Raw genomic sequence first — 24348 nt, 5'->3', positions numbered from 1 at the left:
CGAGCCCCTCGTGATAGTCCCGGTATGGGTAGAACACCCAACCCTAGTAGGACCGGGCCCGGTGCGCTCGGCGAGAAATCGTGTCCGAAATGTGCCGACCGGGCAGGCGCGTAGTCCTTGACACCCCCATCGTGGTGCGGTTCGCTCAGCGAGAATCGAGTATTCGTTCGACGCACGTCACACTTTGCAATCAAAGGGAATCTCGTGAGCGACAATCCATCCGACGGACCGCACTACGGCTCCGATCCGAACCGACCCCAGTACCCCACGAATCCAGCGTCCGGCTACCCGCCCCCGGGCAACTATCCACCCCCGGGCAACTATCCACCGCCGCCGGTCGGCGGCAACGCGGCATTCGGCACGGGTTCCCCGCTGCCCGGCGGCGCGCAGCCCGGCAGCCTCGGCTCACGATTCGCCGCCCGCTTCCTTGACGGGCTCGTTCTCGCGGTCGTCCAGTTCATCCTGTACGTGATTCTCCCGAGCGGGTTCTTCGGAACCGTGCTGCTGAGCCTCGCGTCCGCACTCCTCGGCTTCGCGTACTTCACGCTGCTCGAGTCCTCGCGCGGCCGGACCCTGGGCAAGCAGCTCCTCGGTCTGCGAACCCTCGGCGCATCGGGCGGACTGCCCACCCAGGCCGAAGCGGCCAAGCGCAACGCCTTCCTGCTGCTGAACGTGGTACCGCTGCTCGGCACCTTCCTGGTGATCGTGGCGTACATCGTCATTGCGGTGACCATCAACTCGAGCCCGACCAAGCAGGGCAAGCACGACGAGTTCGCCGGCGGAACCCAGGTCGTCGCCATCTCGTAAAACCCCATCCACGCACGAGCGGACCTCCGACACACGGCGGAGGCCCGCTCGTCTGCGTCCGGATGTTCAAGGGCCTCGACGCCCCGAATCACCCCATTCCTCCCGACCACAGACCAGGAGAACGACGTTGAGCGACAACCCGACCGGCGAACCCCGGCCCGGCGAGGGATTCGATCCCGACCGCACCGACACGCCCAACACTCCCCCGCCGAGCACGGGAAACACCCCGCCGACTCCCGGCGGTCAGTACCCACCCCCGGCCGAAAGCTACCCGCCGCAGGGTGGCTACCCGCCGCAGGGGAACTACCCACCGCAGGGTGGCTACCCGCCTCCCGGCAACTATCCACCTCAGGGGAACTATCCACCGCAGGGCGGCTACGCGCCTCCCGGCAACTACCCACCGCAGGGTGGTGCACCCGGCGGCTATCCACCGCCCCCCGGTGCGTACCCGCCGCCGCCCGGCACCTACGGAAACCAGGGCTACGGGCAGACGCCACTGGGTCCGAATCCCGGACGGCTCGACGTCGGGGCAGCGCTGAGTTACGGGTTCGACAAATTCAAGGCCAACGTCGGCCCATGGCTCGGAATCACCGCCATCGTGTGGGCCGTGACGGCTATCGGTCTCGCCGTGGTCTTCGCCTCGACGTTCACCGCGGCAATGGTGGCAGCCGACAGCGGCGACACGACATTCACGGCCACGACATCCGGGGTGGCCGTCGTCCTGACGGCGATCCTCACGTTCGTGTCGTATTTCGTCAACGCCGCGTACGTTCGAGGTGCGCTGGACGAGACCGGTGCCCCGCAGAAGCCGTCGTTCGGTAGATTTTTCCAGCTCACCAACGTCGGCCAGATCGCCGTTCTCGCACTGATCTGGACGATCGTGAGTGTGGTGGTCAGTTTCATCCCGTTCCTCGGAACGGTCGTTCTGATCGTGATCGGCTTCCTCGCCAATTTCGCACTGACGTTCCTGATCGATCGCAACCAGACGGCGATCGAATCCATCAGATCGAGTGTCGACCTGACCGTGAAGAACTTCGGTCCCGTGGTGTTGCTCCTGCTGCTGCTGGCCGCGATCAACATCGTCGGTGCGCTGCTGTGCGGTCTCGGTCTGCTGTTCACCATCCCGATCTCGGTGATCGCAACCAACTACGCCTACCGCGTACTGACCGGTGGGCCGCTGTCCTCCGCACGCTGACCTGCTCGACAACAGACGACTGTCCCCGTAGCGCACAGCGCTACGGGGACAGTCGTTTTCGAAACTTCTCAGGCCTCGGCCGGTTCTTCCTTCTTCTCCGGCTTGAAGTCGACGCCCGATTCCTTACGCTGCTGCGGGGTGATCGGGGCGGGCGCGTCGGTCAACGGGTCGATGCCGCCACCGGACTTGGGGAACGCGATGACCTCGCGGATGGAGTCGACGCCGGCGAGCAGCGCAGTGATGCGGTCCCAGCCGAACGCGATGCCGCCGTGCGGCGGTGCGCCGTAGGAGAAGGCGTCGAGGAGAAAGCCGAACTTCTCCTGGGCTTCTTCCTTGCCGATACCCATGATCGCGAACACCCGTTCCTGAATGTCCTTGCGATGGATACGAATACTGCCGCCGCCGATCTCGTTGCCGTTGCAGACGATGTCGTAGGCGTAGGCCAGGGCGGATCCGGGATCGGTGTCGAACGTATCCATCGACTCCGGCTTCGGCGACGTGAAGGCGTGGTGCACGGCAGTCCACGCACCGGATCCGACGGCCACGTCACCACTGGCGGTGGCGTCGGACGTGGGCTCGAACAGCGGAGCGTCGACGACCCACACGAATGCCCATGCCTTCGGGTCGATCAGGTCGAGCTTGCGAGCGATCTCGCCGCGCACGGCACCGAGCAATCCACGCGATGCCTTGATCGGGCCCGCGGAGAAGAAGATCGCATCGCCGTTGTTCGCGCCGACGTGCGCGGCGAGGCCGTCACGCTCGGCGTCGGTGAGATTCTTGGCAACCGGGCCACCCAAGGTGCCGTCCTCGCCGACGAGCACGTAGGCGAGGCCTTTGTGGCCACGCTGCTTGGCGAATTCCTGCCACCGGTCCAACTGCTTGCGGGGCTGCGATGCACCACCGGGCATGACGACGGCACCGACGTACGGGGCCTGGAACACTCGGAACGTGGTGTCGGAGAAGAAGTCCGTGCATTCGACCAGTTCGATTTCGAAGCGGAGATCGGGCTTGTCCGAACCGTAGCGACGCATCGCCTCGGCGTAGGTGATCCGTGGAATCGGAGCCGTGAAGTGGTGGCCGACGAGCTTCCACAGCGACGCCAGGATCTCTTCGGCCAGGAGGATGACGTCGTCCTGGGTGACGAAGCTCATCTCGACGTCGAGCTGAGTGAACTCCGGTTGACGGTCGGCGCGAAAATCCTCGTCTCGGTAGCACCTGGCGATCTGGTAGTAGCGCTCGATACCGCCGACCATGAGCAACTGCTTGAACAGCTGCGGGCTCTGCGGCAGAGCGTAGAAGCTGCCCGGCTGCAACCTCGCCGGCACCAGGAAGTCGCGGGCACCCTCGGGAGTGGATCGCGTGAGCGTCGGAGTCTCGACCTCGACGAACTCGTGGTGCGCGAGTACCGAGCGGGCTGCTGCGTTGACGTGCGAGCGCAGGCGAATGGCGTGGCCCGGTCCCTCGCGACGCAGGTCGAGGTAGCGGTACTTGAGCCGCGCTTCCTCGCCGGGCTGGTCGTCGAGCTGGAACGGCAGCGGCGCGGCCTCGGACAGGACCTCGATCTCGGAGGCCTCGACCTCGATCGCACCGGTGGGGATCTCGTAGTTCGCGTTGCCCTCCGGACGACCCTCGACCTTGCCGGTCACCTTCACCACGTATTCGGCGCGCAGGCGATGGGCCTGCTCGAGTGCTGCGCCCTCACGGAAGACGACCTGGGACACACCGGACGCGTCGCGCAGATCGATGAAGATGACGCCGCCGTGATCGCGTCGGCGGGCCACCCATCCCGTCAGCGTCACGGTTCGGTCGACGTGCTCGGGGCGTAATGAGCCGGCGAGGTGGGTGCGCAGCACGGGTGTCCTTTCGAGAAAAATCCGCTGATCGTGTTGTTCGATCCTCGATCCTACGGAGCACATCGCCGTAGAAGGAAACGAGATCGCAACGCGGCATGCGAAGCTAGGGCCGACAGTGGCGGTATCGGTTCGCATCACAGATGCGCGCTCGGCGGAGGGGAACTCCAGCATGACGTTCAGAGAAGGCTCGCAATCGACACCAGGCCGAGTCTCCGTCGGTGGCAGCGGAGGGGGTGGCGGACGCGGCAAGTTGGCGATCGGAGGCGGCGCGGGTGGACTGGTCGTCATCGTCCTTGCCCTGCTGTTCGGCGGCGATCCCGGCGCGATCCTGAACCAGATCAGCGGCGGCGACAGTTCCGCCGGCCAGAACGACTCCGGGTCGTCCGGAACGCTCGACTGTGACGTCACAGAGGCGAACAGCAACGTCGACTGCCGGGTGGATTTCACGGTGGCGAGCCTCGATACCGTGTGGGAATCGCAGCTGCAATCGCAGACCGGCGTCGCCTACGTCCAGCCGGCCGTGAGATTGTTCTCCGGTTCGACCGGCACCGGCTGCGGCAACGCCACCAGCGCCGTCGGGCCGTTCTACTGCCCGGCCGATTCCACCGCCTACTTCGACACGAGCTTCTTCCAGGTACTCGTCGACCAGTTCGGCTCCAGCGGCGGACCACTCGCACAGGAATACGTGGTGGCGCACGAGATCGGCCACCACATCCAGAATCAGCTGGGCGATATCGGACGCGCGCAGGCCGATCCCCAAGGACCCGAGTCCGGTGGCGTCAAGGTGGAGTTGCAGGCCGACTGCTACGCGGGAATCTGGGCGCACTACGCAGCCGAGACGGTCGACCCGAAAACTGGAGTCCCCTTCCTCGAGCCGCTGACCGCTACAGACATCGACGACGCACTCTCGGCGGCGTCGTCGGTGGGCGACGACCGCATCCAGCAGGCATCCACCGGCCGCGTCAACCCCGAGGGTTGGACGCACGGTTCTTCTGCGCAGCGTCAGGCATGGTTCACCGCGGGCTACGAAACCGGACAGGTGGCGGCCTGCGACACGTTCTCGGCACGCGACCTGAACAACCCCTGATCATCCAGCTCAGAACAGGGTGAGAGCCGGCCCCGAGGTCACCAGTGCTGGGGGTTCGGCAGGCTCGTTGGCGGGCAGCGAGCGGGTCTGCTCGGCGGCGAACCCGTAGGTGTCGAGCAGCGGATCGATTCTCGCTTTGAGCCACTGCTTGTACTCAGGAGTCACATAGGCCCCGTGTCCGTAGAGCTGACGGTACCGACGCACCAACGCGGGGTGTTCCTTCACCAGCCAGCTCATGTACCAGTCCTTGGTGCTCGAACGCAGATGCATCGGCAGCGCCGTCACGGTTGTCGCACCTGCCTCTGCCAGGGCACCGATGAGGCCGTCCAACTGCTTGGCCCCGTCGGTGAGAAAGGGAATCACCGGTGCCACCAGAACGCCGCAGTCCAGGCCCGCATCGCGGACCGCACGAACGAGATCCAATCGCGCTCGCGGACTGGGGGTTCCGGGCTCGAGCTGCTTCTGCAGGTCGGCATCGTGAATGGCCAGGCTGATGCTCACCTGCACCTCCACCTGCTGCGCAGCCAGCGTCAACAGGGGCAGATCACGCCGCAGCAGTGTGCCCTTGGTGAGAATGGAGAACGGCGTCCCGGATTCGGCCAATGCTCGAATGATCCCCGGCATCAACCGATATCGCCCTTCCGCGCGCTGATAGGGGTCGGTGTTGGTACCGAGCGCCACCGGCTCCCGTTTCCACGACCGGCGCGCGAGTTCCTTGCGCAGTACCGCAGCAACGTTCGTCTTCACGACGATCTGCGAGTCGAAGTCGTTGCCGGAGTTCAGATCCAGATATTCGTGCGTCGGGCGGGCGAAGCAGTATCGACATGCGTGCGAGCACCCGCGCATCGGATTGACGGTCCACGAGAAGGGCACCTGAGATTCGCTCGGCACTTCGTTCAGAGCGCTCTTGCACAACACTTCGTGGAAGGTGATGCCCTCGAACTCGGGCGTCTGGACGCTGCGGACCAGTCCCGATCGCTCGAGCCCCGGTAGTGCCCCGTCGTCCGCGGCATCGAGAGTCTGGCCGGCCCATCGCATGCACACAGTCGAACATTTGTTCTATGTCGTGTCAAGGGCGGCTCTCCCCCGCGGATCCCCGCTCGGGCGTGGTCACCGGAAGGCGATAGCGTAGGCCCCCCGCCGATCCTAGGAGTGCACCACAAGTGACCGCCCCGAACACACCGACCCTCGAGCCGATTCTGCGTCTCGGCCTCACCCTCGGACCGGGAATCGACATCGGCTCGGTGCCGGCCGGTGAGCGGGTGGTCACCACCGTGCTCGGCGGCGCAGCTCCCGGCCCCGACATCGAGGGCACCCTCGCCGCCGGGTCGACCGTCGTCAGCGTGACGCGGCCCGACGGATGCACCGAGTTCAGCACCGACCTCGTCCTGGAGTTGGCAACCGGCGGTTATCTCTCGCTCGACTACCGCGGAGTTCAGTTCGGGCCGGTCGAGGTCATCGACGCTCTGAACGATCCCGAGCGTGAGGTGGACCCCGCCACGTACTACTTCCGCGGCACCCTGCGCGTGTCGACCGCGGTCCCGAAGTTCACCTATCTCAACCGTGCGCTCGTCGTCACGTCCGGATCTCGCTCGGCCGAAGCCGTCGTGCTCGACGCATTCCTGGTCACCTGATCCCGGCTCAGTCGAGCAGATGGGCGACCTCCCGGTCGGTCAGAGTCGCCTGCGGAGTTCGTCCCTTGCTACGGACGAGTTCGACGGCGCGGTAGAGCGGCCGTTGGTCGAGCCCGGCGTCGCGTGCCTCGGCGCGCAGCTGATCGACCAGCACCGATGCGATCGCCGCAGCCGGCACCAACTCGGTGGTCCACAGCGAGTCGGCGAGGGTGCGCAACGACAGAATCGGCAGTTCCCGGCCCCCGTCCCTGGTGTAGAGCGCAAGCGGAACCACGACGTGTGTACGCCCGTCGTAGAGCCGTAGCGAGATCTGATCGATGCCGGCCGTCCGAATGGTCAGTTCGGCGGTCACCACCTCCGGCATCTTCAGTCGGCGAGTGCGCAACCCTCGTGCACACAGTTGCGGACCGTCGAGCCATATCCGGCGGCGCAGACCGAGCCAGCCGGACAGTACCGCGGGACCGCCGACGATCACTCCGACGAGAACTGCGACCCACACCGGCGCGAACAGCGCCAGCACGACGGCGACAACGATCCCGATCGCCGCCGACCCGACCATGATCTTGCGCAGGCGCGGTTTCAGCAACTCCACCGAGACCAGGTCCAGTGCTACCGGCCCCGCGTTGGACCGGGAGTCACCGGGCGGGGACTCACCGGGCAAGACGCGCTCCGAGGGCGTCGACCACGTCGGCCATCGGAACGGTGTCCTGCTCACCGTTCGAAAGGTCCTTCACCAGAACCGCTTCGGCAGCCAGTTCCTGATCCCCGAGCACCAACGCGAAACGTGCTCCGGATCGGTCGGCGGCCTTCATGGCACCCTTGATTCCGCGATTCCCGTAAGCCATGTCCACCGCTATTCCTCGTTCGCGTAGCTGAGCCGCGATGTCGACGATCGCCAGCTTCGCACCGGCACCCATCGGAACACCGAAGACCTGGCATCGTGCCGTCGCGCCCGCAGTCTTGCCCTCGGCGGCCAGGGCCAGCACCGTGCGGTCGACCCCGAGGCCGAACCCGATTCCGGAGAGCGCCTGCCCGCCGAGCTGTTCCATCAAACCGTCGTAGCGGCCGCCGCCGCCGATGCCCGATTGTGCGCCGAGTCCGTCGTGCACGAATTCGAACGTCGTCTTGGTGTAGTAGTCGAGGCCACGCACCATTCGCGGGTTCACCAGGTACGGGACGTTCATCACGTCCAGGTAGGCCAGCACTTCGTCGAAGTGTTCCTTCGCCGAATCCGAGAGGTGATCGAGCATCAGCGGTGCGTCCGCGGTCATCGCGCGCACCTCGGGCCGCTTGTCGTCGAGCACACGAAGCGGGTTGATCTCGGCACGTCGGCGAGTGTCCTGGTCGAGCGGAAGGGCGAACAGGAACTGCTGCAACAGCTCTCGGTACTGCGGTCGACAGGTGTCGTCGCCGAGCGAGGTGATCTCGAGCCGGAAGCCGGTCAGACCCAGGGCCCGGAAACCGGCGTCGGCCACGGCGATGACCTCGGCATCCAGTGCAGGGTCGTCGACGCCGATCGCCTCGACCCCCACCTGCTGCAGCTGCCGGTAGCGGCCGGCCTGCGGGCGTTCGTAGCGGAAGAACGGCCCGGCGTAGGCCAACTTGACCGGTAGCGCTCCCCGATCCAGTCCGTGCTCGATCACCGCGCGCATGACTCCGGCGGTGCCCTCGGGGCGCAGCGTCACCGATCGGTCTCCGCGATCGGAGAAGGTGTACATCTCCTTGCTCACCACATCGGTCGACTCCCCGACCCCACGGGCGAACAGGCCGGTGTCCTCGAAGATCGGCAGTTCGATGTGGCCGTAGCCGGCGGTGCGGGCTGCGTCGAGCAACCCTTCGCGTACGGCGACGAACTTGGCCGAGTTGGGCGGGAAGTAATCGGGAATGCCCTTGGGCGCGGAAAAGGCGGTCGGCTTGCTCACGCTCACAGCTTTCCCTGCCCGGGGTCGGTGAGTCCAACGAGGAACGGGTTGGATGCGCGCTCCTGGCCGATCGAGCTCTGTCCGCCGTGCCCCGGGAGCACCACCGTGTCGTCGCTCAGAGGGAGCAGCCGAGTCGCGATGGAGCGCAGCAGTTGATCGTGATCGCCGCCGGGCAGATCGGTGCGCCCGATCGACCCCGCGAAGAGGGTGTCCCCGGTCAGAGCCAACGGAACCGAGCCGTCGGGCCCGTCGGCGTGAGCGAGGAACACCACCGATCCCTGAGTGTGCCCGGGGGTGTGTACCACCGTGAATTCGATTCCGGCGAGTTCGAGCCGTCGACCGTCCGTGAGCTCGATCACCTCGGCCGGTTCGTGGAACTCGAGGTCGCCCAGTACCGCCGCCAACGTCGGGCCGGTTCCCTTGATCGGATCGGCCAGCATGTAGCGGTCCTCGGGTGCGATGTACGCCGGGATGCCGTACTTTGCGCAGATCGGCTCCACCGACCACGTGTGGTCCAGATGACCGTGCGTGAGCAGTACCGCGGTGGGGGTGAGCGAGGACTGCGTCAGGAAGTCGATCAGCGGATCCGCGGCGTCCTGACCGGGATCGACGACGACGCACTCGGACGCGTCGTCCTGGGCCAGGATGTAACAGTTCGTCTGAAACATGCCTGCGGGGAATCCGGTGACGAGCAAGACAAACGCTCCTAAATGGCTGAGGCCGAAGTACCGAACAAGCTTAGTGGGGCCGATCCCGTCGGGTCCCCCCAGCATGCTCTCAGGCAGTGATGGCAAACTCGCGTTGGCCGATTCTCGGCCGGTTACCACACGATCGGTCCGTGCAGCGAGCGGGCGAGGTCGTTTTTCGACAAGCGGGAGGAACACGAATTGCCCAGCAACGAGCAACGGCGCGAGGCTGCCAAACGAAAGCTCGAACGCCAACTCGTACGCCGTGCCGAACGAGCCCGGCGTCGTAAGCAATTGACGATCGCCGGTTCCATTCTCGGCGTCGTTGCGGTGGTGGCCGTCGTCTCGGTCGTGTTCGTGGTGACCCGCGGTGACGACGATGCCAGTACCGCCCAGGAATCCTCGACGTCGGCACCCGCCGATTCGATCATCGCAGCCGGACGCACCGAGCCGTTGCCCGAGACGGTGAACTGCTCCTACCCCGCCGCGGCGGGGCCTGCGGCCAAGCCGAACACTCCCCCGCGCACCGACAACGTGCCGACCAGCGACGAGCCGCTGAGCTACAGCATGACCACGACTGCGGGAAACATCGGTCTGACGCTGAACAACCCCGAGTCTCCCTGCACGGTCAACAGTTTCGTCTCGCTCGCCAATCAGGGTTACTTCGACGGCACCACCTGCCATCGACTCACCACGGGCGCGGGTCTGCAGGTTCTCCAGTGCGGCGATCCCACCGGCACCGGCTCCGGCGGGCCGGGCTACCAGTTCGCCGACGAATTCCCCACCGATACGTTCGCCGAAGGCGACCCTGCCGCGCAGACCCCGATCTCCTACCCACGGGGAACGTTGGCCATGGCCAATGCGGGCCCGGGAACCAACGGCAGCCAGTTCTTCCTCGTCTACGGCGATTCCGAACTGCCGCCCGCCTACACCGCGTTCGGCACCATCGACGAGACCGGACTCGCCACCCTCGACGCCATCGCGGCCAAGGGAGTCGAAGGCGGCGCGTCCGACGGAGCCCCCGCCGAACCGGTCGACATCACGTCCATGTTGAGCGACCTGTGAACCGCACCTCGGCTCTGACGATCGCGATCTCGGCCACCGCGCTGGTTCTCGCAGGGTGTTCCGGTTCGGCCGAACCGGCAGCAGCGCCGGCCACCACGCCGTCGTCGACGACCACCACGACAACCGAGGCACCCGCGCCGCGGCCTGCACTCGATCTGTCCCGTTTCGGGGCTCTGCCGCCCGTGCCGCAGCCGACGACCGACACGGTCTCCTGCTCGTATCCGGAGCAGTCTCCGGCCGTCAAGCAGGTCACCGCTCCGGCTACCGACAACGTCGACGTGTACGGAACCGTCGATGTGACGTTGTCCACCACTGCAGGTCCGATCGGCATCACACTGGACCGGACACCAGCACCGTGCACGGTCAACAGTGTCGTGAGCCTCGTCGAGCAGGGGTACTTCGACGGCTCACCCTGTCACCGACTGACGACGTCACCAGGCCTCGAGGTACTGCAGTGCGGTGACCCGTCCGGTTCCGGTCGAGGCGGACCGGGATACACCTTCGCCAGCGAGTACCCCACCACCGCGTACACGGACGATCCGGCGCAGGCCGAGAACCCGGTGGTCTACCCCCGCGGAACGCTGGCGATGGCCAATGCCGGCCCCGACACCAACGGGAGCCAGTTCTTCCTGGTGTACGCCGATTCGGTGCTGCCGCCGCAATACACGGTGTTCGGCACCATCTCGGACGCCGGTCTGCAAACCCTGGACGCCATCGCAGCGGGCGGGGTGACCGGTGGCTCGGAAGACGGCGCACCGGCGACTCCGGTGATCGTTGAATCGGCGACGGTGTAGCTCCGATCGAACGACGAGAGGGTGAGCAGAGATTCTCTGCTCACCCTCTCGTCGTTCTCCGGACCGCTCAGGCGGCCGACGTCAGCCGGTACACGTCGTACACGCCCTCGACGTTGCGCACGACGTTCAGCACGTGCCCGAGGTGCTTCGGGTCACCCATCTCGAACGTGAACTTGCTGATCGCCACCCGGTCCCCGGACGTGGCAACCGATGCCGAGAGAATGTTGACTCGCTCATCGGCAAGCGCCTTGGTGACGTCGGAGAGCAGTCGGTGACGGTCCAGTGCCTCGATCTGGATGGCGACCAGGAACACCGAGGACGCCGACGGTGCCCACTGAACCTCGATGAACCGCTCGGACTGCTCTTCCAGCGATCGTGCATTGGTGCAGTCGGTGCGGTGGACACTCACCGATCCACCACGGGTGACGAATCCGAGGATCTCGTCTCCCGGCACCGGCGTACAGCACTTCGCAAGTTTCGCGACGACGCCCTCGGCACCGGTGACCAGCACGCCCGCGTCGCCGACCTGACGGGGTCGAGTGGGAATGGTCGACGGTGTCGACCGCTCGGCGAGCTCTTCCTCGACGTCGCCGACTCCACCGAGATGGGCGACCAACCGCTGCACCACGTGGCGAGCGGATACGTGATTCTCGCCGACCGCGGTGTAGAGAGCGGAGACGTCGACGTACCGTAGCTCGTGCGCGATCGCCGACATGGACTCGGCATTCATCAAGCGCTGCAGGGGAAGTCCGCCTCGACGGACCTCCTTGGCGATGCCGTCCTTGCCTGCCTCCAGGGCTTCCTCGCGACGCTCCTTGGCGAACCACTGGCGAATCTTGGTCTTGGCTCGCGGTGACGCGACGAATCCCTGCCAGTCCCGACTCGGGCCTGCGGTGGCGGCTTTCGAGGTGAACACCTCGACCACTTCACCGTTGTCGAGTGTTCGTTCCAGGGCGACGAGTCGACCGTTGACCCGCGCGCCGATGCAGCGATGTCCCACTTCGGTGTGCACGGCGTACGCGAAGTCGACCGGGCACGATCCGGCAGGCAGGGTGACGACGTCGCCCTTGGGGGTGAAGACGAAGATCTCCTTGACCGCGAGGTCGTAGCGCAGCGACTCGAGGAACTCCCCCGGATCGGCGGCTTCTCGCTGCCAGTCGAGCAACTGGCGCATCCACGCCATGTCGTCGACCTCGGCGTTGTCCTGCGAGTGCTTGCCCTTGGTCTCCTTGTACCGCCAGTGTGCCGCGATGCCGAACTCGGCCGTGCGGTGCATGTCGCGCGTCCGAATCTGCACCTCGAGGGGCTTGCCCTCCGGTCCGATCACCGTGGTGTGCAGCGACTGGTAGACGCCGTAACGCGGCTGCGCGATGTAGTCCTTGAAACGGCCCGCCATCGGCTGCCACAGCGAATGCACCACGCCGACAGCGGCGTAACAGTCACGGATCTCGTCGCACAGAATTCGGACGCCCACGAGGTCGTGGATGTCGTCGAAGTCGCGACCCTTGACGATCATCTTCTGGTAGATCGACCAGTAGTGCTTCGGGCGACCCTCGACGACCGCGCTGATTCTCGACGCGGCGAGCGTCGCGTTGATCTCGGCCCGAACCTTCTCGAGGTAGGTGTCGCGGGACGGTGCCCGATCGGCGACGAGCCGCACGATCTCGTCGTACTTCTTGGGATGAAGAATCGCGAACGCCAGGTCTTCGAGCTCCCACTTGACCGTGGCCATTCCGAGCCGATGGGCAAGCGGCGCAATGACTTCCAACGTCTCCTTGGCCTTGCGCGCCTGCTTCTCCGGGGGAAGGAACCGCATGGTGCGCATGTTGTGCAACCGGTCGGCGACCTTGATGACCAACACCCGCGGATCTCGCGCCATCGCGATGATCATCTTGCGGATCGTTTCGCCCTCGGCTGCGGTTCCGAGCACGACCTTGTCGAGTTTGGTCACCCCGTCCACGAGATGGGACACCTCGTCGCCGAACTCCTCGGTCAGCTTGGCGAGCGAGTATCCGGTGTCCTCGACCGTGTCGTGCAGCAGAGCTGCAACCAGCGTTGTCGTGTCCATCCCCAGCTCGGCCAGAATGTTGGCCACGGCGAGCGGATGCGTGATGTAGGGATCGCCGGACTTGCGCATCTGCGAGGCGTGCAGCTCGTCGGCAACGTCGTAGGCCCGCTGCAGCAGCGTCAGGTCTGCCTTGGGATAGAGCTCACGGTGCAGGCTGACGAGTGGCTCGAGCACCGGTTTGACCGCCGCGCTGCGCCCAGCGGTGATGCGGCGCGCCAGGCGTGCGCGGACCCGCCTCGACGCGGAGGTGGGAACGGGTGCCGAATTACGGGTTCCGGACGGAGCCTGCGAATCGGTCGCCGCCGGGTCGTGGGGAACCGGGCCGTGGGGAACCGGAGCGTCGACGGCCGGGCGGACACCATCGGACGCGGACTCGTCGGTCGTGACGACGTCGACTCCGGTCCGATCGGTAACTCCGGTCCGATCGGCAACTACGGGCCGCTCGGGGACGGCAGGCCCGTCGGGCAAGGGTTGATCGATGTATCGGGTCACTCTCATCACCTCCTGCCACACATTCCGCGCTGTCGTCGAAACGTCAACGCATTGTGACAGAGACTTTAGTCCTCATACTCGAACCAGGCAGCCGAGCGGGTAGCCACTGCACTTGTCGCGCCCGCCCAGAACGGCGATCTCGAGAACGACAGCGGCACCGACGATCACCGCTCCCTGCTCGGTCAACAACCGAGCCGTTGCATCGACGGTACCGCCGGTCGCCAGCACGTCGTCGACCACGAGCACTCGTTTTCCGGCCACGTCGATCGCAGTCGGGATCTGCAGTGCGGCGGTTCCGTACTCGAGTTCGTACGACCGTGAATGCACCGGAGGCGGCAGCTTGCCCGCCTTGCGCACCGCCAGCACACCGCACCCGAGTTCGAGGGCAACTCCGGCACCGAGCAGGAACCCCCGCGCATCGATACCCGCCACCAGGTCGACGTCCTCGAAACCCTGCGCCAGCTCCGACACGACACTGCGTAACGCCGGTCCGTCCGCGAACACCGGCGTCAGATCGCCGAAGCGAACGCCCGCGACGGGGAAGTCGTCGACCCACCGCGTCAGCCTGGTCACCGCGGCGGCAGCACCCGCTCGCTCGTCCACGTCGTTCATCGAAGAAGCACCCACCGATCCATGTTCCAACCGGCACCTGCGGCCGTCGGGTTGGGCACCACGTCCTGCATGCCGTCGCTGACGACGGTGGTCCGTGGTTCGTTGTACAGGGGAAGCGACGGCATGTCGTTCCACAGGATGTTCTCACCCTCGGTGGCCAGAGCCAGCACTCGCTCGGGATCGTCGGTCACCGCCAACTGATCGACGATGGAATCGATCCTGCCGTTGCTGTATCCGCCGACGTTCAGGCCGATTCCCGTCCGCAACGAATACCGTGCGGTCACCGCGGCGGCAGAACCCGACGGTCCGGGAAGGGATCCGCTGCTACCGAGCACGGCGTCGACGGCCCCGGCGCGCAGTGCGGACGGTGTGAAGTCCGGTGAGCTCGCGTCCTCGACGGTGATGCCCGCAGCCGCGCAATCGGCAGCCATGCGACTCACCACCTGGGCGCGGCGCGCGTCCGGTCCTCGGTAGCCGACACGAACGGTCAGAGCATTCTCGCCCGCAGCCTCGAGTTCTCGGCTCGCCTGGTCCAGGTCCGAGCGCTGGTACCGATCGCCCACCACCGTTGCGACCGACGGATACTCGAGCGTGTCGGGCTGGACGAGACGAGAGTCGACGACGCCCGAACCCAGACCCGCCGCCTCCGCCTCGAAACCGGGGTGACCCAGAGTGTCGAACAGGTCCGACCGCGGGATGCACGCGGCCACTGCTCGACGAGCACTCGCATCGGCCAGGACCCCCTGGGTGGCGAACGTCAACTGCTCGACGCCCCGCGACGGTTCCTCGGTCGTCGTGAATCCCTCGGTGGTCCCGAGGTCGACGGCACCGGCACCGTGGTCGATCACGTCCAACGATCCGTCCGCGAACTTTGCGGCCAGGTCGGTGCCCTTGGGCCAGAGGACCACCTGCTGGGTCTGGGGTGGGTTTCCCCACCAGGCGTCGTTCGCCACGAGCACGAGACCGTCCTCGGCGGTGTAGGACTCGATGCGGTAGGGGCCGGCCGAGGGCAGTAGCGCGAGGTCGATCGAGCCCGGTGTCAGGGTCCAGCCGGTGTTCCAGAAGTCGGCGATACGGGTCACCACGTCGTCGTCCTCGGCCAGGATGGGATCGACGACGTTCGGCACGCCCGCTGCTCGAGCCGCGACATGTGCCGGTAGCAGGTCGGTGGCTCCGAACAGGGCACGCCAGTTCTGGTAGCTGCGGCCGGACGCGAAGACGACCGTCGCTTCCTTGGCCCCCGGGACGCAATCGATGCGCTCGATGTCGGAGTACCCGGCCGTCGACGCCGCGTCGAACAGGGGGCGGTCGGTGGCGAACTTTCCACTGTTCGCCGCCCACGCCAACACCAGATCGTCACAGGCCATCGGCGCACCGTCCGAGTACGTCGCCGCGGGGGCGATGGAGTACTGCACGGTCAGGGTGTCGCCGGGAACCACGGACACGGTTCCGATGTCGTTGTCCGACAACGCGTCTCCCTCGGGCCCGAGATAGCTGAAGCCCACCTGCACCCGAGTGAACGCCTGCCGGGCTCCCGACGCCGCGCCGTCGACGGTTCTCGCGTTGTAGGTGTCGACCACGTTGTCGAACGAATAGCCGATCGAGGGCACCTTGTCTTCGGGCGACGAGCACGCAGTGATGGACACCGCACCGACACTCGCTGCCACCAGTGCCGCGCTCCACCGTCGTTTCACGTGCACTCTCCGTCCCTGTCGAGGATGGACATCTACCGTCGCTTCTTGCTTCGCTTTCCGGTGGGCCGGTTGCCCGGCTGCGGAGCCGACGCCTTCGGGGCGGCCACACCGACGGCCACCGGTTCCGGAGCGTGGCCTGCTGCACGAGCTGCCGCTTCGGCACGCTTGGAGTGGACCTTGCGCGTGTGAACTGCGACGGGACCCCACTTCTCCTTGAGCGTCACCAGCAACGGAGTGGCGAAGAAGATCGACGAGTAGGCACCGACGATCATGCCGACCAGCTGTACCAGAGCCAGGTCCTTCAGCGTGCCCACTCCGAGCAGCCACACCGCGATGATCATCAGTGCGATCACCGGGAGGACACCGATAACGGTGGTGTTGATCGAGCGCATCAGGGTCTGGTTGACGGCCAGGTTGGCCTGTTCGGCGTACGTCTTGCGATGCAGGTTGAGGATGCCGCGAGTGTTCTCCTCGACCTTGTCGAACACCACCACCGAGTCGTACAGAGAGAAACCGAGGATCGTCAACAGGCCGATCACGGTTGCAGGCGTCACCTCGAACCCGACGAGCGAGTACACGCCTGCGGTCACCAGGAGGTCGAATGCCAGGGCGGCCAGCGCCGCCAACGCCATGTCTCGCTCGTATCGGACACCGATGTAGATGCTGACGATCACCAGGAAGACCACGAGAGCGATCAGGGCTTTCTGGGTGATCTGGCTACCCCACGTCTCACTGACGTCGGACACACTGATGGCGTTGGGGGTCGCGGTACCGGAGTTGTCCTGCGGCTGGAATGCCTCGAACAACGCCTGGCGAAGGGTGTCCACTTCGGCGGGGTCGAGTGCTTCGGAGCGAATCTGCACCGTTGCTGCGGCACCCGAACCGACGGTCTGCACCGACACCGGCGGCATGCCGAGCGAGTCGTCGTACACGGTTTCGACCTGCTCGGTGGTGATGTTGTCGGCCGCGGGCAGCGCGATCCGCGTTCCGCCCTCGAAATCGATACCGAGGGTGAAGCCGCGGACGACGAAGCTCAGCAGGCACACCAGCACGATGACGCCGGTGAGGATGTAGTAGAACCGGCGACGACCGACGATGTCGAAAGCACCGGTACCGGTGTACAGCCTGGACAACCAGCTGTGCTTGGGCTGGGCGGATTGATCGACACCCGAGTCGTCGAGGGGCGATGGGGTCGACGTGGTCGTGTCCGACATGTCATGCCTCCTTCGACGGCGCAGCGCCGGTCTTGACGGCGAGTGCCTTGTTGGCTGCGCGCTTGCGTTCGAGCGCGATCTGCTGGACGGCACCGAGACCGTTGACGGACGGCTTGGACCAGAACGTGGATTTCGACGCCAGGTACACCAGCGGCCACGTCACCAGCACCACGACGATGATGTCCAGGATCGTCGTGAGCCCGAGGGTGAACGCGAAGCCGCGGACCTGACCGACGGCCAACACGTAGAGCACTGCGGCGGCGATGAAGCTGACCGCATTGCCCGACAGGATCGTCTTGCGTGCGCGTGCCCAACCGCGGGGAACCGCCGATCGGAAGCTGCGGCCCTCCCGGATCTCGTCCTTGATGCGCTCGAAGAACACGACGAACGAGTCAGCGGTCATGCCGATACCGATGATCAGGCCGGCGATGCCGGCGAGGTCGAGCGTGAAGCTGATCCATCGACCCAGCAGAACGATGATTCCGTAGACGACGAGACCGGCCAGCGCCAACGACAGCGCAGTGAGCAGCCCGAGGGCACGGTAGTAGAGCAGGCAGTAGACCAACACCAGCGCCAGTCCGATGGCACCGGCCAGCAGTCCGGCTTCCAGAGAGGCCAAGCCCAGCGTTGCCGACACCGTCTCGGCCTCGGAGGACACGAAGGACAGCGGCAGAGAGCCGTACTTGAGGGTGTTGGCGAGCTCGGACGCGGTCTGGTTGTTGAAGTTGCCGGTGATCGAGGTGGCGCTGCCTGCTGGGGTGGCCCCCTGAATGACCGGCGCACTGATCACCTTCGAGTCCAGTACGAACGCGGCCTGTTTCTGGAGATTGGCCGCGGTGAACTGAGCCCACGTGTTCGAGCCGTCCGTGTCGAACGTCAGGCTGACCTGGAACTGGGCCTGCTGACTGTCGAAGCCGGAGGTCGCGTCGGCTATCTGCTGGCCGTCGATGATCGTCGGACCCAGCAGGTAGACCGCTGTTCCGTCGGTCGAGCACGCCACCAGGGGAAGCGCCGGATCGTCGTTGCCTGCGAGCGGGTCGGCGGCGTTGCAATCGAGGGACTGCATGGCCAGCTGCTGGATCTGCGGATCCTCGCTCTGTCGGAGCGTCTTGGCGTCGGCGATCTCCTGCGCTGCGCGCTCGGCGTCGGACAGGGTCGCGTCGGTGGCGGGATCGTCTGCCGCCGGTGCGTCGGTGGCGGGCGCATCGGTGGTGGGGGCGGGAGCCGGATCGACCGTGGTCGGATCCTGCGCCGGGAACACCCGGTTCTGCGGAGTGGCCGGGTCTGCGGGCGCAGCCGGATCGGCCGAAGCAGCAGGGTCTGCCGGTGCAGCAGGATCGACCGGCGCGGCCGGGTCGACCGGGGCCTGCTGCGAACCTGCTCCCTCGCCTGCCGATGGAGCTACCGAGCTCAGAACCGGTCGAATGAACAGTCGCGCGGTCTGCCCGAGAGTCCGCGCCTGGGAGCTGTCGTCGCCGGGCACCGTGATGACGAGATTGTCGCCGTCGATGACCACCTCGGAGCCCGAGACACCGAGACCGTTGACACGAGTCTCGATGATCTGCTGCGCCTGCTTCAGGCTGTCCTGCGTCGGCGCGTTGCCGTCGGGTGTCCGCGCGGTGAGTGTCACGCGCGTGCCGCCCTGCAGGTCGATTCCCAACTTCGGCGAGGGGTCTTTGTCTCCGGTGAAGAAGACCATGGCGTACACCGCTGCCATCAGCACCGCGAAAACGGCGAGATAGCGGGCGGGTTGCACCGGTCCGCTGGAAGGTGCCACGGTGTGTGTTTCTCCTCTGGGCGATGAAAAGTGTCGGTTCCTGCAGGGCCTGGCGGCCCGATGTGTCGGCGATGAGCGGTGCGATTGTGCACCACATCGGTCACCGCAGAGAAAACCGCTGCCGGATACTGTCTCCGACAGCGGTTTCGATCACATCCTGCTCACTCTTTTTCCAGCCTCTTCGACGTCTGCTCGATGGTCTCGTCCGGCCGACTCACGTCCGTCTTGCTCAGCGACGGTCCAGCGGTGTCGTTCGAGCCGAGGGCCGTGATGTCCGACTCGGTGGTGGTGTCGAGGTCGGTGTCGTCGAACTCGGAGTCGTCGGGCAGAACCTCACGTACCACTGCACGCGACCAGGTGGTGATAACGCCGTCGGCGATCTCCAGATCGATGGTGTCGTCCTCGACCAGGACCACTCGGGCGTACAGGCCTGCGGTGGTGACCACCTCGTCACCGATCTTCAGCGAGTCCTGCATTTCCGTTGTCTTGGCCAACACCTTCTTCTGTCGACGCGCATTGAGAAACAGCGGTACCAGAAGTGCCACGATCAGCAGCGGGAACAGCAAATCCATCGGAAGGTCAGTCCTCGAAGTCGGGTTCGAAATACGTCATTGTCTCGTGCGAGAGCGTCGCCGGTGCGGGCCTCGCAGCTACCCAGTGTGCCATTACCTGGAACCGGTCCGGTCCGTTCGTGTCCTGTTGTGCCCGATTCATTCGAATAATCCCTGCTGGACCTCCGAGGATCGGACCGAAATTCCACCCACCGCGAGATCCGGTGGCGGCGTCAGACCGAGGTGTTGCCATGCAGCAGCGGTCGCGACGCGCCCGCGGGGGGTACGGGCGATCATTCCGGCACGTACCAGGAACGGCTCGCACACTTCCTCGACCGTCGACGGTTCCTCGCCGACGGCGACGGCCAGCGTGGACACACCCACCGGCCCTCCGCCGAAGCTCCGGATGAGCGCGCTCAGTACTGCGCGGTCGAGTCGATCGAGCCCGAGTTTGTCGACGTCGTACACCACCAGGGCGGCCTTCGCGGTGTCCTGAGTGACGGTGCCGTCGCCGCGCACGTCCGCGTAGTCGCGGACTCGGCGCAGCAATCGATTCGCGATTCGGGGAGTGCCTCGCGAGCGCCCGGCGATCTCCGCGCATCCGTCCCGATCGATCGGCACACCCAGGATTCCCGCGGACCGCATGAGGATGCGCTCGAGTTCGTTCGGCTCGTAGAAATCCATGTGCGCCACGAATCCGAACCGGTCGCGCAGCGGTCCGGTGAGCGCACCCGACCTGGTGGTGGCACCGACGAGGGTGAACGGTGCGACCTCGAGTGGAATCGACGTCGCTCCCGGCCCCTTGCCGACGATGACGTCGACTCGGAAATCCTCCATCGCCAGATACAGCATCTCCTCGGCCGGGCGAGCGATGCGATGGATCTCGTCGATGAACAGCACGTCGCCTTCGACCAGGTTGCTGAGCATCGCTGCGAGATCGCCTGCCCGCTCGAGCGCCGGACCCGACGTGAGCCGCAGCGAGGTTCCCAACTCGGCGGCGATGATCATCGCCATACTGGTCTTGCCGAGGCCCGGCGGCCCGGACATGAGGATGTGATCGGGGGTTCCGCCGCGCATCTTGGCACCCGACAACACGAGCTGCAGCTGCTCCCGCACCCGAGGTTGACCGATGAAATCGGTGAGGTTCTTCGGACGCAGACTCGTCTCGACATCCAGGTCGTCGGACATCGGGTCCGCACCGACCTGGGATTCTGCGAACCGATCTTCCTCGGTCACCCGGGCCTACCTGGACTTTCCGAGGTATGCCAGCGCCGACCTCAGCGCGGTCGACGTCGTGGCCTCGGGCTGCTGAGCGAGCACCGCGTCGGTCGCTTCCTCGGCTTGTTTCACGGGGAATCCGAGACCGATCAGCGCCTCGACGATCTGGTCTCGCATCGAGTTGCCGACTCCGGATCCCGGCACGGCCGCGCTTCCTGCGCGTCCGACCACTGCGTCGACCTTGTCGCGCAGCTCGACGACCATTCTCTCCGCGCCGCGCTTACCGATACCGGGAACCCTGGTCAGTGCTCCGATATCACTGTCGGCCAACGCAGTTCGCAGTGCGTCGGGCTCGTGTACGGCAAGAGTTGCCATGGCGATCCGCGGGCCGACGCCGGTCACGGTGAGGAGCAACTCGAACAGCTCCCGCGACTCCTTGTCGGGGAATCCGTACAGCGTCTGCGAATCCTCGCGCACGATCATGGTCGTCAGGAGGGTCGCTTCGCTCCCCCGGTGCAAAGTGGCCAACGTGGCCGGCGTGGCGTTGACGCGGTACCCGACGCCCGCAGCCTCGAGCACGGCGTGATCGAGCGCGATGTCGAACACCGAGCCCCTGATCGACGCGATCATCGGGCGCCCGCCTCCTTCTTGGCCATTTTCTCGATCCTGCGTGCCACGACGGCGCGAGCTTTGCGCTCCTCGGCCAGACGAGCGTCGTACTTGCGTTTCTGTTCGGCGGCCATGGCCTCGGCCTTGGCCATGCGGGCGATCATGGGCGCTCGCCAGCAATGACAGATGCCGAGGGCCAGCGCGTCGGCGGCGTCGGCGGGAGTCGGTGCCGTCTGCAAACCGAGAATGCGCATGACCATCGCGGTCACCTGAGCCTTGTCGGCCGAGCCGTTGCCCGTGACGGCGGCCTTGACCTCACTGGGAGTGTGAAAGCAGACGTCGATGCCGCGTCTGGCCGCCGCGAGGGCGATGACGCCACCGGCCTGGGCCGTACCCATGGCCGTACGCACGTTGTGCTGAGCGAAGACTCGCTCGATGGCCACCACCGAGGGCTTGTGGGTGTCGAGCCAGTACTCCGCGGCCTCGGAAATCGCCAGCAACCGCTGCGCCAGATCCATGTCCGCAGGCGTTCGCACCACATCGACATCGAGGGCGACCACCGTTCGGCCCACACCACCCTCGATCAGACTGAGCCCACACCTGGTGAGACCGGGGTCGACACCCATCACCCGCACGCCACCACACCTTCCGCTTACGAACTGTTGTTCGATAGCGTAGCGGAGCCCACCGCTGGATCAGGGATACGACACCCGGTCGAACACGTCGTCGGATGCGAGGGGCGTCAGTCCTCGTCGTCGAGCTCGGCCATGACCTCGTCGGAGAGGTCGACGTTGGACCACACGTTCTGGACGTCGTCGCTGTCCTCGAGGGCATCGATGAGCTTGAACACCTTGCGTGCACCGTCCGCATCGACCGGGACGTTGACCGATGCCTGGAAGCTCGCCTCGGCCGAGTCGTAGTCGATTCCGGCCTCCTGCAACGCGGTGCGCACCGCGACCAGGTCGGTCGGCTCGCTGACGACCTCGAACGTATCGCCGTTGTCGTTGACTTCCTCGGCACCGGCTTCGAGGACGGCCATGAGCACGTCGTCCTCGCTCTGCCCGTTCTTCTCCAGGGTGACGACGCCCTTACGGGAGAACAGGTAGGACACCGATCCCGGATCGGCCATGTTCCCACCGTTGCGGGTCATCGCCACGCGTACCTCGCCCGCGGCGCGGTTGCGGTTGTCGGTGAGGCACTCGATCAGAATAGCGACACCGTTGGGACCGTAGCCCTCGTACATGATGGTCTGCCAGTCGGCACCGCCGGCTTCCTCGCCCGCTCCGCGCTTGCGCGCGCGCTCGATGTTGTCGTTGGGGACCGACGTCTTCTTCGCCTTCTGGATGGCGTCGTACAAGGTCGGATTGCCCGTCGGGTCACCACCACCCGTGCGGGCCGCCACCTCGATATTCTTGATGAGCTTGGCGAAAGACTTGCCGCGTCGGGCGTCGATCACCGCCTTCTTGTGCTTGGTGGTGGCCCATTTTGAGTGGCCGCTCATGCGATAGGGCCCCTTCCTGCTCGAAATCAGTGTTGTCGACTTTACTCGCCCGGTACCGCTCTCGGCACCGACCGACCGCCGAGGGATTCTAGCGGCGTCGCACCATGTCGACGAAGAGTGCGTGTACGCGATCGTCCCCGGTGACCTCGGGATGGAAGCTCGTCGCCATGACGGAGTTCTGGCGAACGGCCACCACGCGTCCGGCAGCCGGGCCGTGCGGCACGGTGGCGAGCACCTCGACATCCTCGCCCACCCGCTCGACCCAGGGCGCGCGAATGAACACCGCCCGCACCGGTCCGCCGTCGACGCCGGTGACATCGAGATCGGTCTCGAAGGAATCGACCTGACGCCCGAAGGCGTTTCGCCGGACGGTGATGTCGAGCGCATCGAGATGCCGGGCGTCGGGCCTGGTGTCGAGGATCTCGGAGGCCAGCAGAATCATGCCCGCGCACGAACCGTAGGCGGGCAGTCCCTCGGCCAACCGAGCACGCAGTGGATCGAGAAGGTCGAACACGCCGAGCAGGTTGCTCATGGTCGTCGATTCCCCGCCGGGGACGATCAGTCCGTCGATCTGCGCGAGCTCGGCGGGCCGACGCACCGTGACACCGCGCGCACCGCTCGATTCGAGCGCAGCCAGGTGTTCGCGAACGTCGCCCTGCAGGGCGAGAACACCGATGGTCGGAGCGCTCACTTGCGCCCGAACGGATCGACATGGGGCGCGTCGGGGTCCCGCTCGTAACGCATCAACCCCTCTTGCACCACCGCGGCGACCAACCGGCCGGACGTATCGAAGATTCGTCCCTGCGTCAGCGCCCGCCCGAAATCTGCCGACGGAGACGTCTGGTCGTAGAGCAACCATTCGTCGGCCCGGAAGGGCCGCAGGAACCACAGCGCATGATCGAGCGAGGCCGTCTGAGTGACGGCGTCCGGGTGCGGAACCTTGGCCGATCCCAGCAGCGTCATGTCGCTCATGTAGGCCAGCGCACACACATGGAAGACCTGGTCGTCGGGCAAGGTGTCGCGGTAGCGGAACCAGACACGTTGTTGCGCAGCGAAACTGGGATGCTTGACGGTCTGGTCCTCGGGAATGAGACGGATGTCCCACTCGGACCACTCCTTGTAGTAGGAGTGGTCGTACTCGGCGAGGGTGGTGGGATCGGGCAGGGTGTCCGGCCCGACGACCTCGGGCATGACGTCCTGGTGCGAAATGCCGTCGTCGTCGCCGTGGAACGAGGCGGACATCGTGAAGATCGCCTTGCCGTGCTGAATGCCGGTGACGCGGCGGGTGCAGAACGACCGTCCGTCGCGAATCCGGTCCACCATGAACACCGCCGGCTCGTTCGGATTGCCCGGACGCAGGAAGTAGCCGTGCAGCGAGTGCACACGAAACTCGGGGGCCACCGTGCGCACCGCCGCAACGAGCGCCTGGCCCGCAACCTGACCGCCGAACGTACGGGGCAGCCGAGAAGGAAAGGTCCGTCCCCGATAGATGTCGTTCTCGATCCGTTCCAATTCGAGAATGTCCTCGATGCTGGCCATGGCTGGTGTCCACCTTTCTGTGACAACGGC

23 protein-coding genes are annotated in these 24348 nt (G+C 65.9%); 6 read left to right on the top strand and 17 right to left on the bottom strand.

Translation table 11 applies throughout. From position 1 onward, the window contains the following. Positions 1-204: 204 nt before the first annotated feature. Together CH274_RS08270 and CH274_RS08265 are read left to right on the top strand one after the other, a co-directional pair. Entirely contained in the window at positions 205-807 is a 603-nt protein-coding gene (locus CH274_RS08270; protein WP_256993502.1) for an RDD family protein, read from the top strand. A 127-nt stretch (positions 808-934) separates the two neighbouring features. After that, positions 935-2002: a hypothetical protein gene (locus CH274_RS08265; RefSeq protein WP_094657108.1), complete on the top strand. Its 1068-nt coding sequence runs from the start codon at positions 935-937 to the stop codon at positions 2000-2002. Positions 2003-2070: 68 nt separating this feature from the next. Here CH274_RS08265 and aspS read toward each other — a convergent pair whose 3' ends face one another. After that, the gene (gene aspS / locus CH274_RS08260; RefSeq protein WP_094657107.1) at positions 2071-3855 is read right to left on the bottom strand and encodes an aspartate--tRNA ligase; all 1785 of its coding nucleotides are present in this window, start codon (positions 3853-3855) and stop codon (positions 2071-2073) included. Between the two features lie 169 nt (positions 3856-4024). On the opposite strand from aspS, the gene ypfJ reads away from it, so the two are divergent. Then, positions 4025-4942, top strand: a complete 918-nt coding sequence (ypfJ, locus tag CH274_RS08255) for a KPN_02809 family neutral zinc metallopeptidase (protein WP_094630111.1) — start codon at positions 4025-4027, stop codon at positions 4940-4942. A gap of 9 nt (positions 4943-4951) precedes the next feature. Here the strand turns inward: ypfJ and CH274_RS08250 are convergent, their stop codons facing one another. Continuing rightward, a complete protein-coding gene (locus CH274_RS08250; protein ID WP_094657106.1) occupies positions 4952-5980 on the bottom strand; it encodes an Rv2578c family radical SAM protein in 1029 nt (342 codons plus the stop codon). A 125-nt stretch (positions 5981-6105) separates the two neighbouring features. Here CH274_RS08250 and CH274_RS08245 point away from each other — a divergent pair, with 125 nt between their 5' ends. Further along, entirely contained in the window at positions 6106-6576 is a 471-nt protein-coding gene (locus CH274_RS08245) for a DUF3237 domain-containing protein (protein ID WP_094657105.1), read from the top strand. 7 nt (positions 6577-6583) lie between these two features. Here CH274_RS08245 and CH274_RS08240 read toward each other — a convergent pair whose 3' ends face one another. From CH274_RS08240 to CH274_RS08230, 3 genes are read right to left on the bottom strand one after another with little or no spacing between them, the layout of a single operon-like run. Next, positions 6584-7237 (bottom strand): hypothetical protein, encoded by a 654-nt coding sequence (locus CH274_RS08240; RefSeq protein WP_094657104.1) that lies wholly within the window; start codon positions 7235-7237, stop codon positions 6584-6586. Continuing rightward, on the bottom strand, positions 7227-8498 hold the full coding sequence (gene hisS, locus CH274_RS08235) for a histidine--tRNA ligase (protein ID WP_094657103.1): 1272 nt from the start codon (positions 8496-8498) through the stop codon (positions 7227-7229). The genes CH274_RS08240 and hisS overlap by 11 nt, the downstream gene beginning before the upstream one ends. 2 nt (positions 8499-8500) lie before the next feature. Then, positions 8501-9193: an MBL fold metallo-hydrolase gene (locus CH274_RS08230; protein ID WP_094630043.1), complete on the bottom strand. Its 693-nt coding sequence runs from the start codon at positions 9191-9193 to the stop codon at positions 8501-8503. A gap of 192 nt (positions 9194-9385) precedes the next feature. Here CH274_RS08230 and CH274_RS08225 point away from each other — a divergent pair, with 192 nt between their 5' ends. Together CH274_RS08225 and CH274_RS08220 are read left to right on the top strand one after the other, a co-directional pair. Next, complete coding sequence (locus CH274_RS08225) at positions 9386-10249, top strand: peptidylprolyl isomerase (protein ID WP_094630044.1); 864 nt, start codon at positions 9386-9388, stop codon at positions 10247-10249. Beyond that, positions 10246-11043 carry a peptidylprolyl isomerase gene (locus CH274_RS08220; RefSeq protein ID WP_094657102.1) on the top strand — a complete coding sequence of 266 codons (798 nt, stop codon included), beginning with the start codon at positions 10246-10248 and terminating at the stop codon, positions 11041-11043. The genes CH274_RS08225 and CH274_RS08220 overlap by 4 nt, the downstream gene beginning before the upstream one ends. Positions 11044-11110: 67 nt before the next feature. Here CH274_RS08220 and CH274_RS08215 read toward each other — a convergent pair whose 3' ends face one another. The 12 genes from CH274_RS08215 to CH274_RS08160 all read right to left on the bottom strand — a co-directional run bounded on the left by CH274_RS08215 (position 11111) and on the right by CH274_RS08160 (position 24318). Then, positions 11111-13603 (bottom strand): RelA/SpoT family protein, encoded by a 2493-nt coding sequence (locus CH274_RS08215; protein WP_179275666.1) that lies wholly within the window; start codon positions 13601-13603, stop codon positions 11111-11113. Between the two features lie 72 nt (positions 13604-13675). Continuing rightward, positions 13676-14206 (bottom strand): adenine phosphoribosyltransferase, encoded by a 531-nt coding sequence (locus tag CH274_RS08210; RefSeq protein ID WP_373453533.1) that lies wholly within the window; start codon positions 14204-14206, stop codon positions 13676-13678. Positions 14207-14211: 5 nt separating this feature from the next. After that, positions 14212-15915, bottom strand: coding sequence for an ABC transporter substrate-binding protein (locus tag CH274_RS08205; RefSeq protein WP_094657101.1), 1704 nt, complete (start codon positions 15913-15915; stop codon positions 14212-14214). A 26-nt stretch (positions 15916-15941) separates the two neighbouring features. Further along, positions 15942-17123 carry a protein translocase subunit SecF gene (gene secF, locus CH274_RS08200; RefSeq protein ID WP_045195344.1) on the bottom strand — a complete coding sequence of 394 codons (1182 nt, stop codon included), beginning with the start codon at positions 17121-17123 and terminating at the stop codon, positions 15942-15944. 1 nt (position 17124) lies between these two features. After that, positions 17125-18900 (bottom strand): protein translocase subunit SecD, encoded by a 1776-nt coding sequence (gene secD, locus CH274_RS08195; RefSeq protein WP_179275665.1) that lies wholly within the window; start codon positions 18898-18900, stop codon positions 17125-17127. Between the two features lie 161 nt (positions 18901-19061). Then, complete coding sequence (gene yajC, locus CH274_RS08190; RefSeq protein ID WP_032397964.1) at positions 19062-19472, bottom strand: preprotein translocase subunit YajC; 411 nt, start codon at positions 19470-19472, stop codon at positions 19062-19064. A gap of 138 nt (positions 19473-19610) precedes the next feature. Further along, positions 19611-20639, bottom strand: a complete 1029-nt coding sequence (gene ruvB, locus CH274_RS08185) for a Holliday junction branch migration DNA helicase RuvB (RefSeq protein ID WP_045199784.1) — start codon at positions 20637-20639, stop codon at positions 19611-19613. Positions 20640-20693: 54 nt separating this feature from the next. Continuing rightward, entirely contained in the window at positions 20694-21299 is a 606-nt protein-coding gene (gene ruvA / locus CH274_RS08180) for a Holliday junction branch migration protein RuvA (protein ID WP_045195348.1), read from the bottom strand. Next, positions 21296-21913 carry a crossover junction endodeoxyribonuclease RuvC gene (gene ruvC / locus CH274_RS08175; protein WP_032397961.1) on the bottom strand — a complete coding sequence of 206 codons (618 nt, stop codon included), beginning with the start codon at positions 21911-21913 and terminating at the stop codon, positions 21296-21298. The genes ruvA and ruvC overlap by 4 nt, the downstream gene beginning before the upstream one ends. 107 nt (positions 21914-22020) lie before the next feature. Beyond that, a complete protein-coding gene (locus CH274_RS08170) occupies positions 22021-22779 on the bottom strand; it encodes a YebC/PmpR family DNA-binding transcriptional regulator (protein ID WP_032397960.1) in 759 nt (252 codons plus the stop codon). An 88-nt stretch (positions 22780-22867) separates the two neighbouring features. After that, positions 22868-23470: a pyridoxal 5'-phosphate synthase glutaminase subunit PdxT gene (gene pdxT / locus CH274_RS08165; protein WP_094630048.1), complete on the bottom strand. Its 603-nt coding sequence runs from the start codon at positions 23468-23470 to the stop codon at positions 22868-22870. Then, positions 23467-24318 (bottom strand): acyl-CoA thioesterase, encoded by an 852-nt coding sequence (locus CH274_RS08160; RefSeq protein WP_045195353.1) that lies wholly within the window; start codon positions 24316-24318, stop codon positions 23467-23469. Before CH274_RS08160 ends, pdxT begins: the two co-directional genes overlap by 4 nt. Between the last annotated feature and the right edge of the window lie 30 nt (positions 24319-24348).

It is taken from the genome of Rhodococcus sp. 06-418-5 (genome assembly GCF_002258285.1).
Lineage (GTDB): Bacteria > Actinomycetota > Actinomycetes > Mycobacteriales > Mycobacteriaceae > Rhodococcoides.
The sequence above is the reverse complement of the archived record's forward strand: the minus strand, read 5'-3'. Positions and strand labels throughout refer to the sequence as shown.

Bases quoted from the DNA above. Each gene is read 5' to 3' on its own strand.
- ypfJ (WP_094630111.1), top strand. From the start codon at position 4,025: ATGACGTTCAGAGAAGGCTCGCAATCGACACCAGGCCGAGTCTCCGTC.
- CH274_RS08170 (WP_032397960.1), bottom strand. From the start codon at position 22,779: ATGAGCGGCCACTCAAAATGGGCCACCACCAAGCACAAGAAGGCGGTG.
- ruvA (WP_045195348.1), bottom strand. From the start codon at position 21,299: ATGATCGCGTCGATCAGGGGCTCGGTGTTCGACATCGCGCTCGATCAC.
- CH274_RS08250 (WP_094657106.1), bottom strand. From the start codon at position 5,980: ATGCGATGGGCCGGCCAGACTCTCGATGCCGCGGACGACGGGGCACTA.
- ruvB (WP_045199784.1), bottom strand. From the start codon at position 20,639: ATGTCCGACGACCTGGATGTCGAGACGAGTCTGCGTCCGAAGAACCTC.
- CH274_RS08160 (WP_045195353.1), bottom strand. From the start codon at position 24,318: ATGGCCAGCATCGAGGACATTCTCGAATTGGAACGGATCGAGAACGAC.
- yajC (WP_032397964.1), bottom strand. From the start codon at position 19,472: ATGGATTTGCTGTTCCCGCTGCTGATCGTGGCACTTCTGGTACCGCTG.
- secF (WP_045195344.1), bottom strand. From the start codon at position 17,123: ATGTCGGACACGACCACGTCGACCCCATCGCCCCTCGACGACTCGGGT.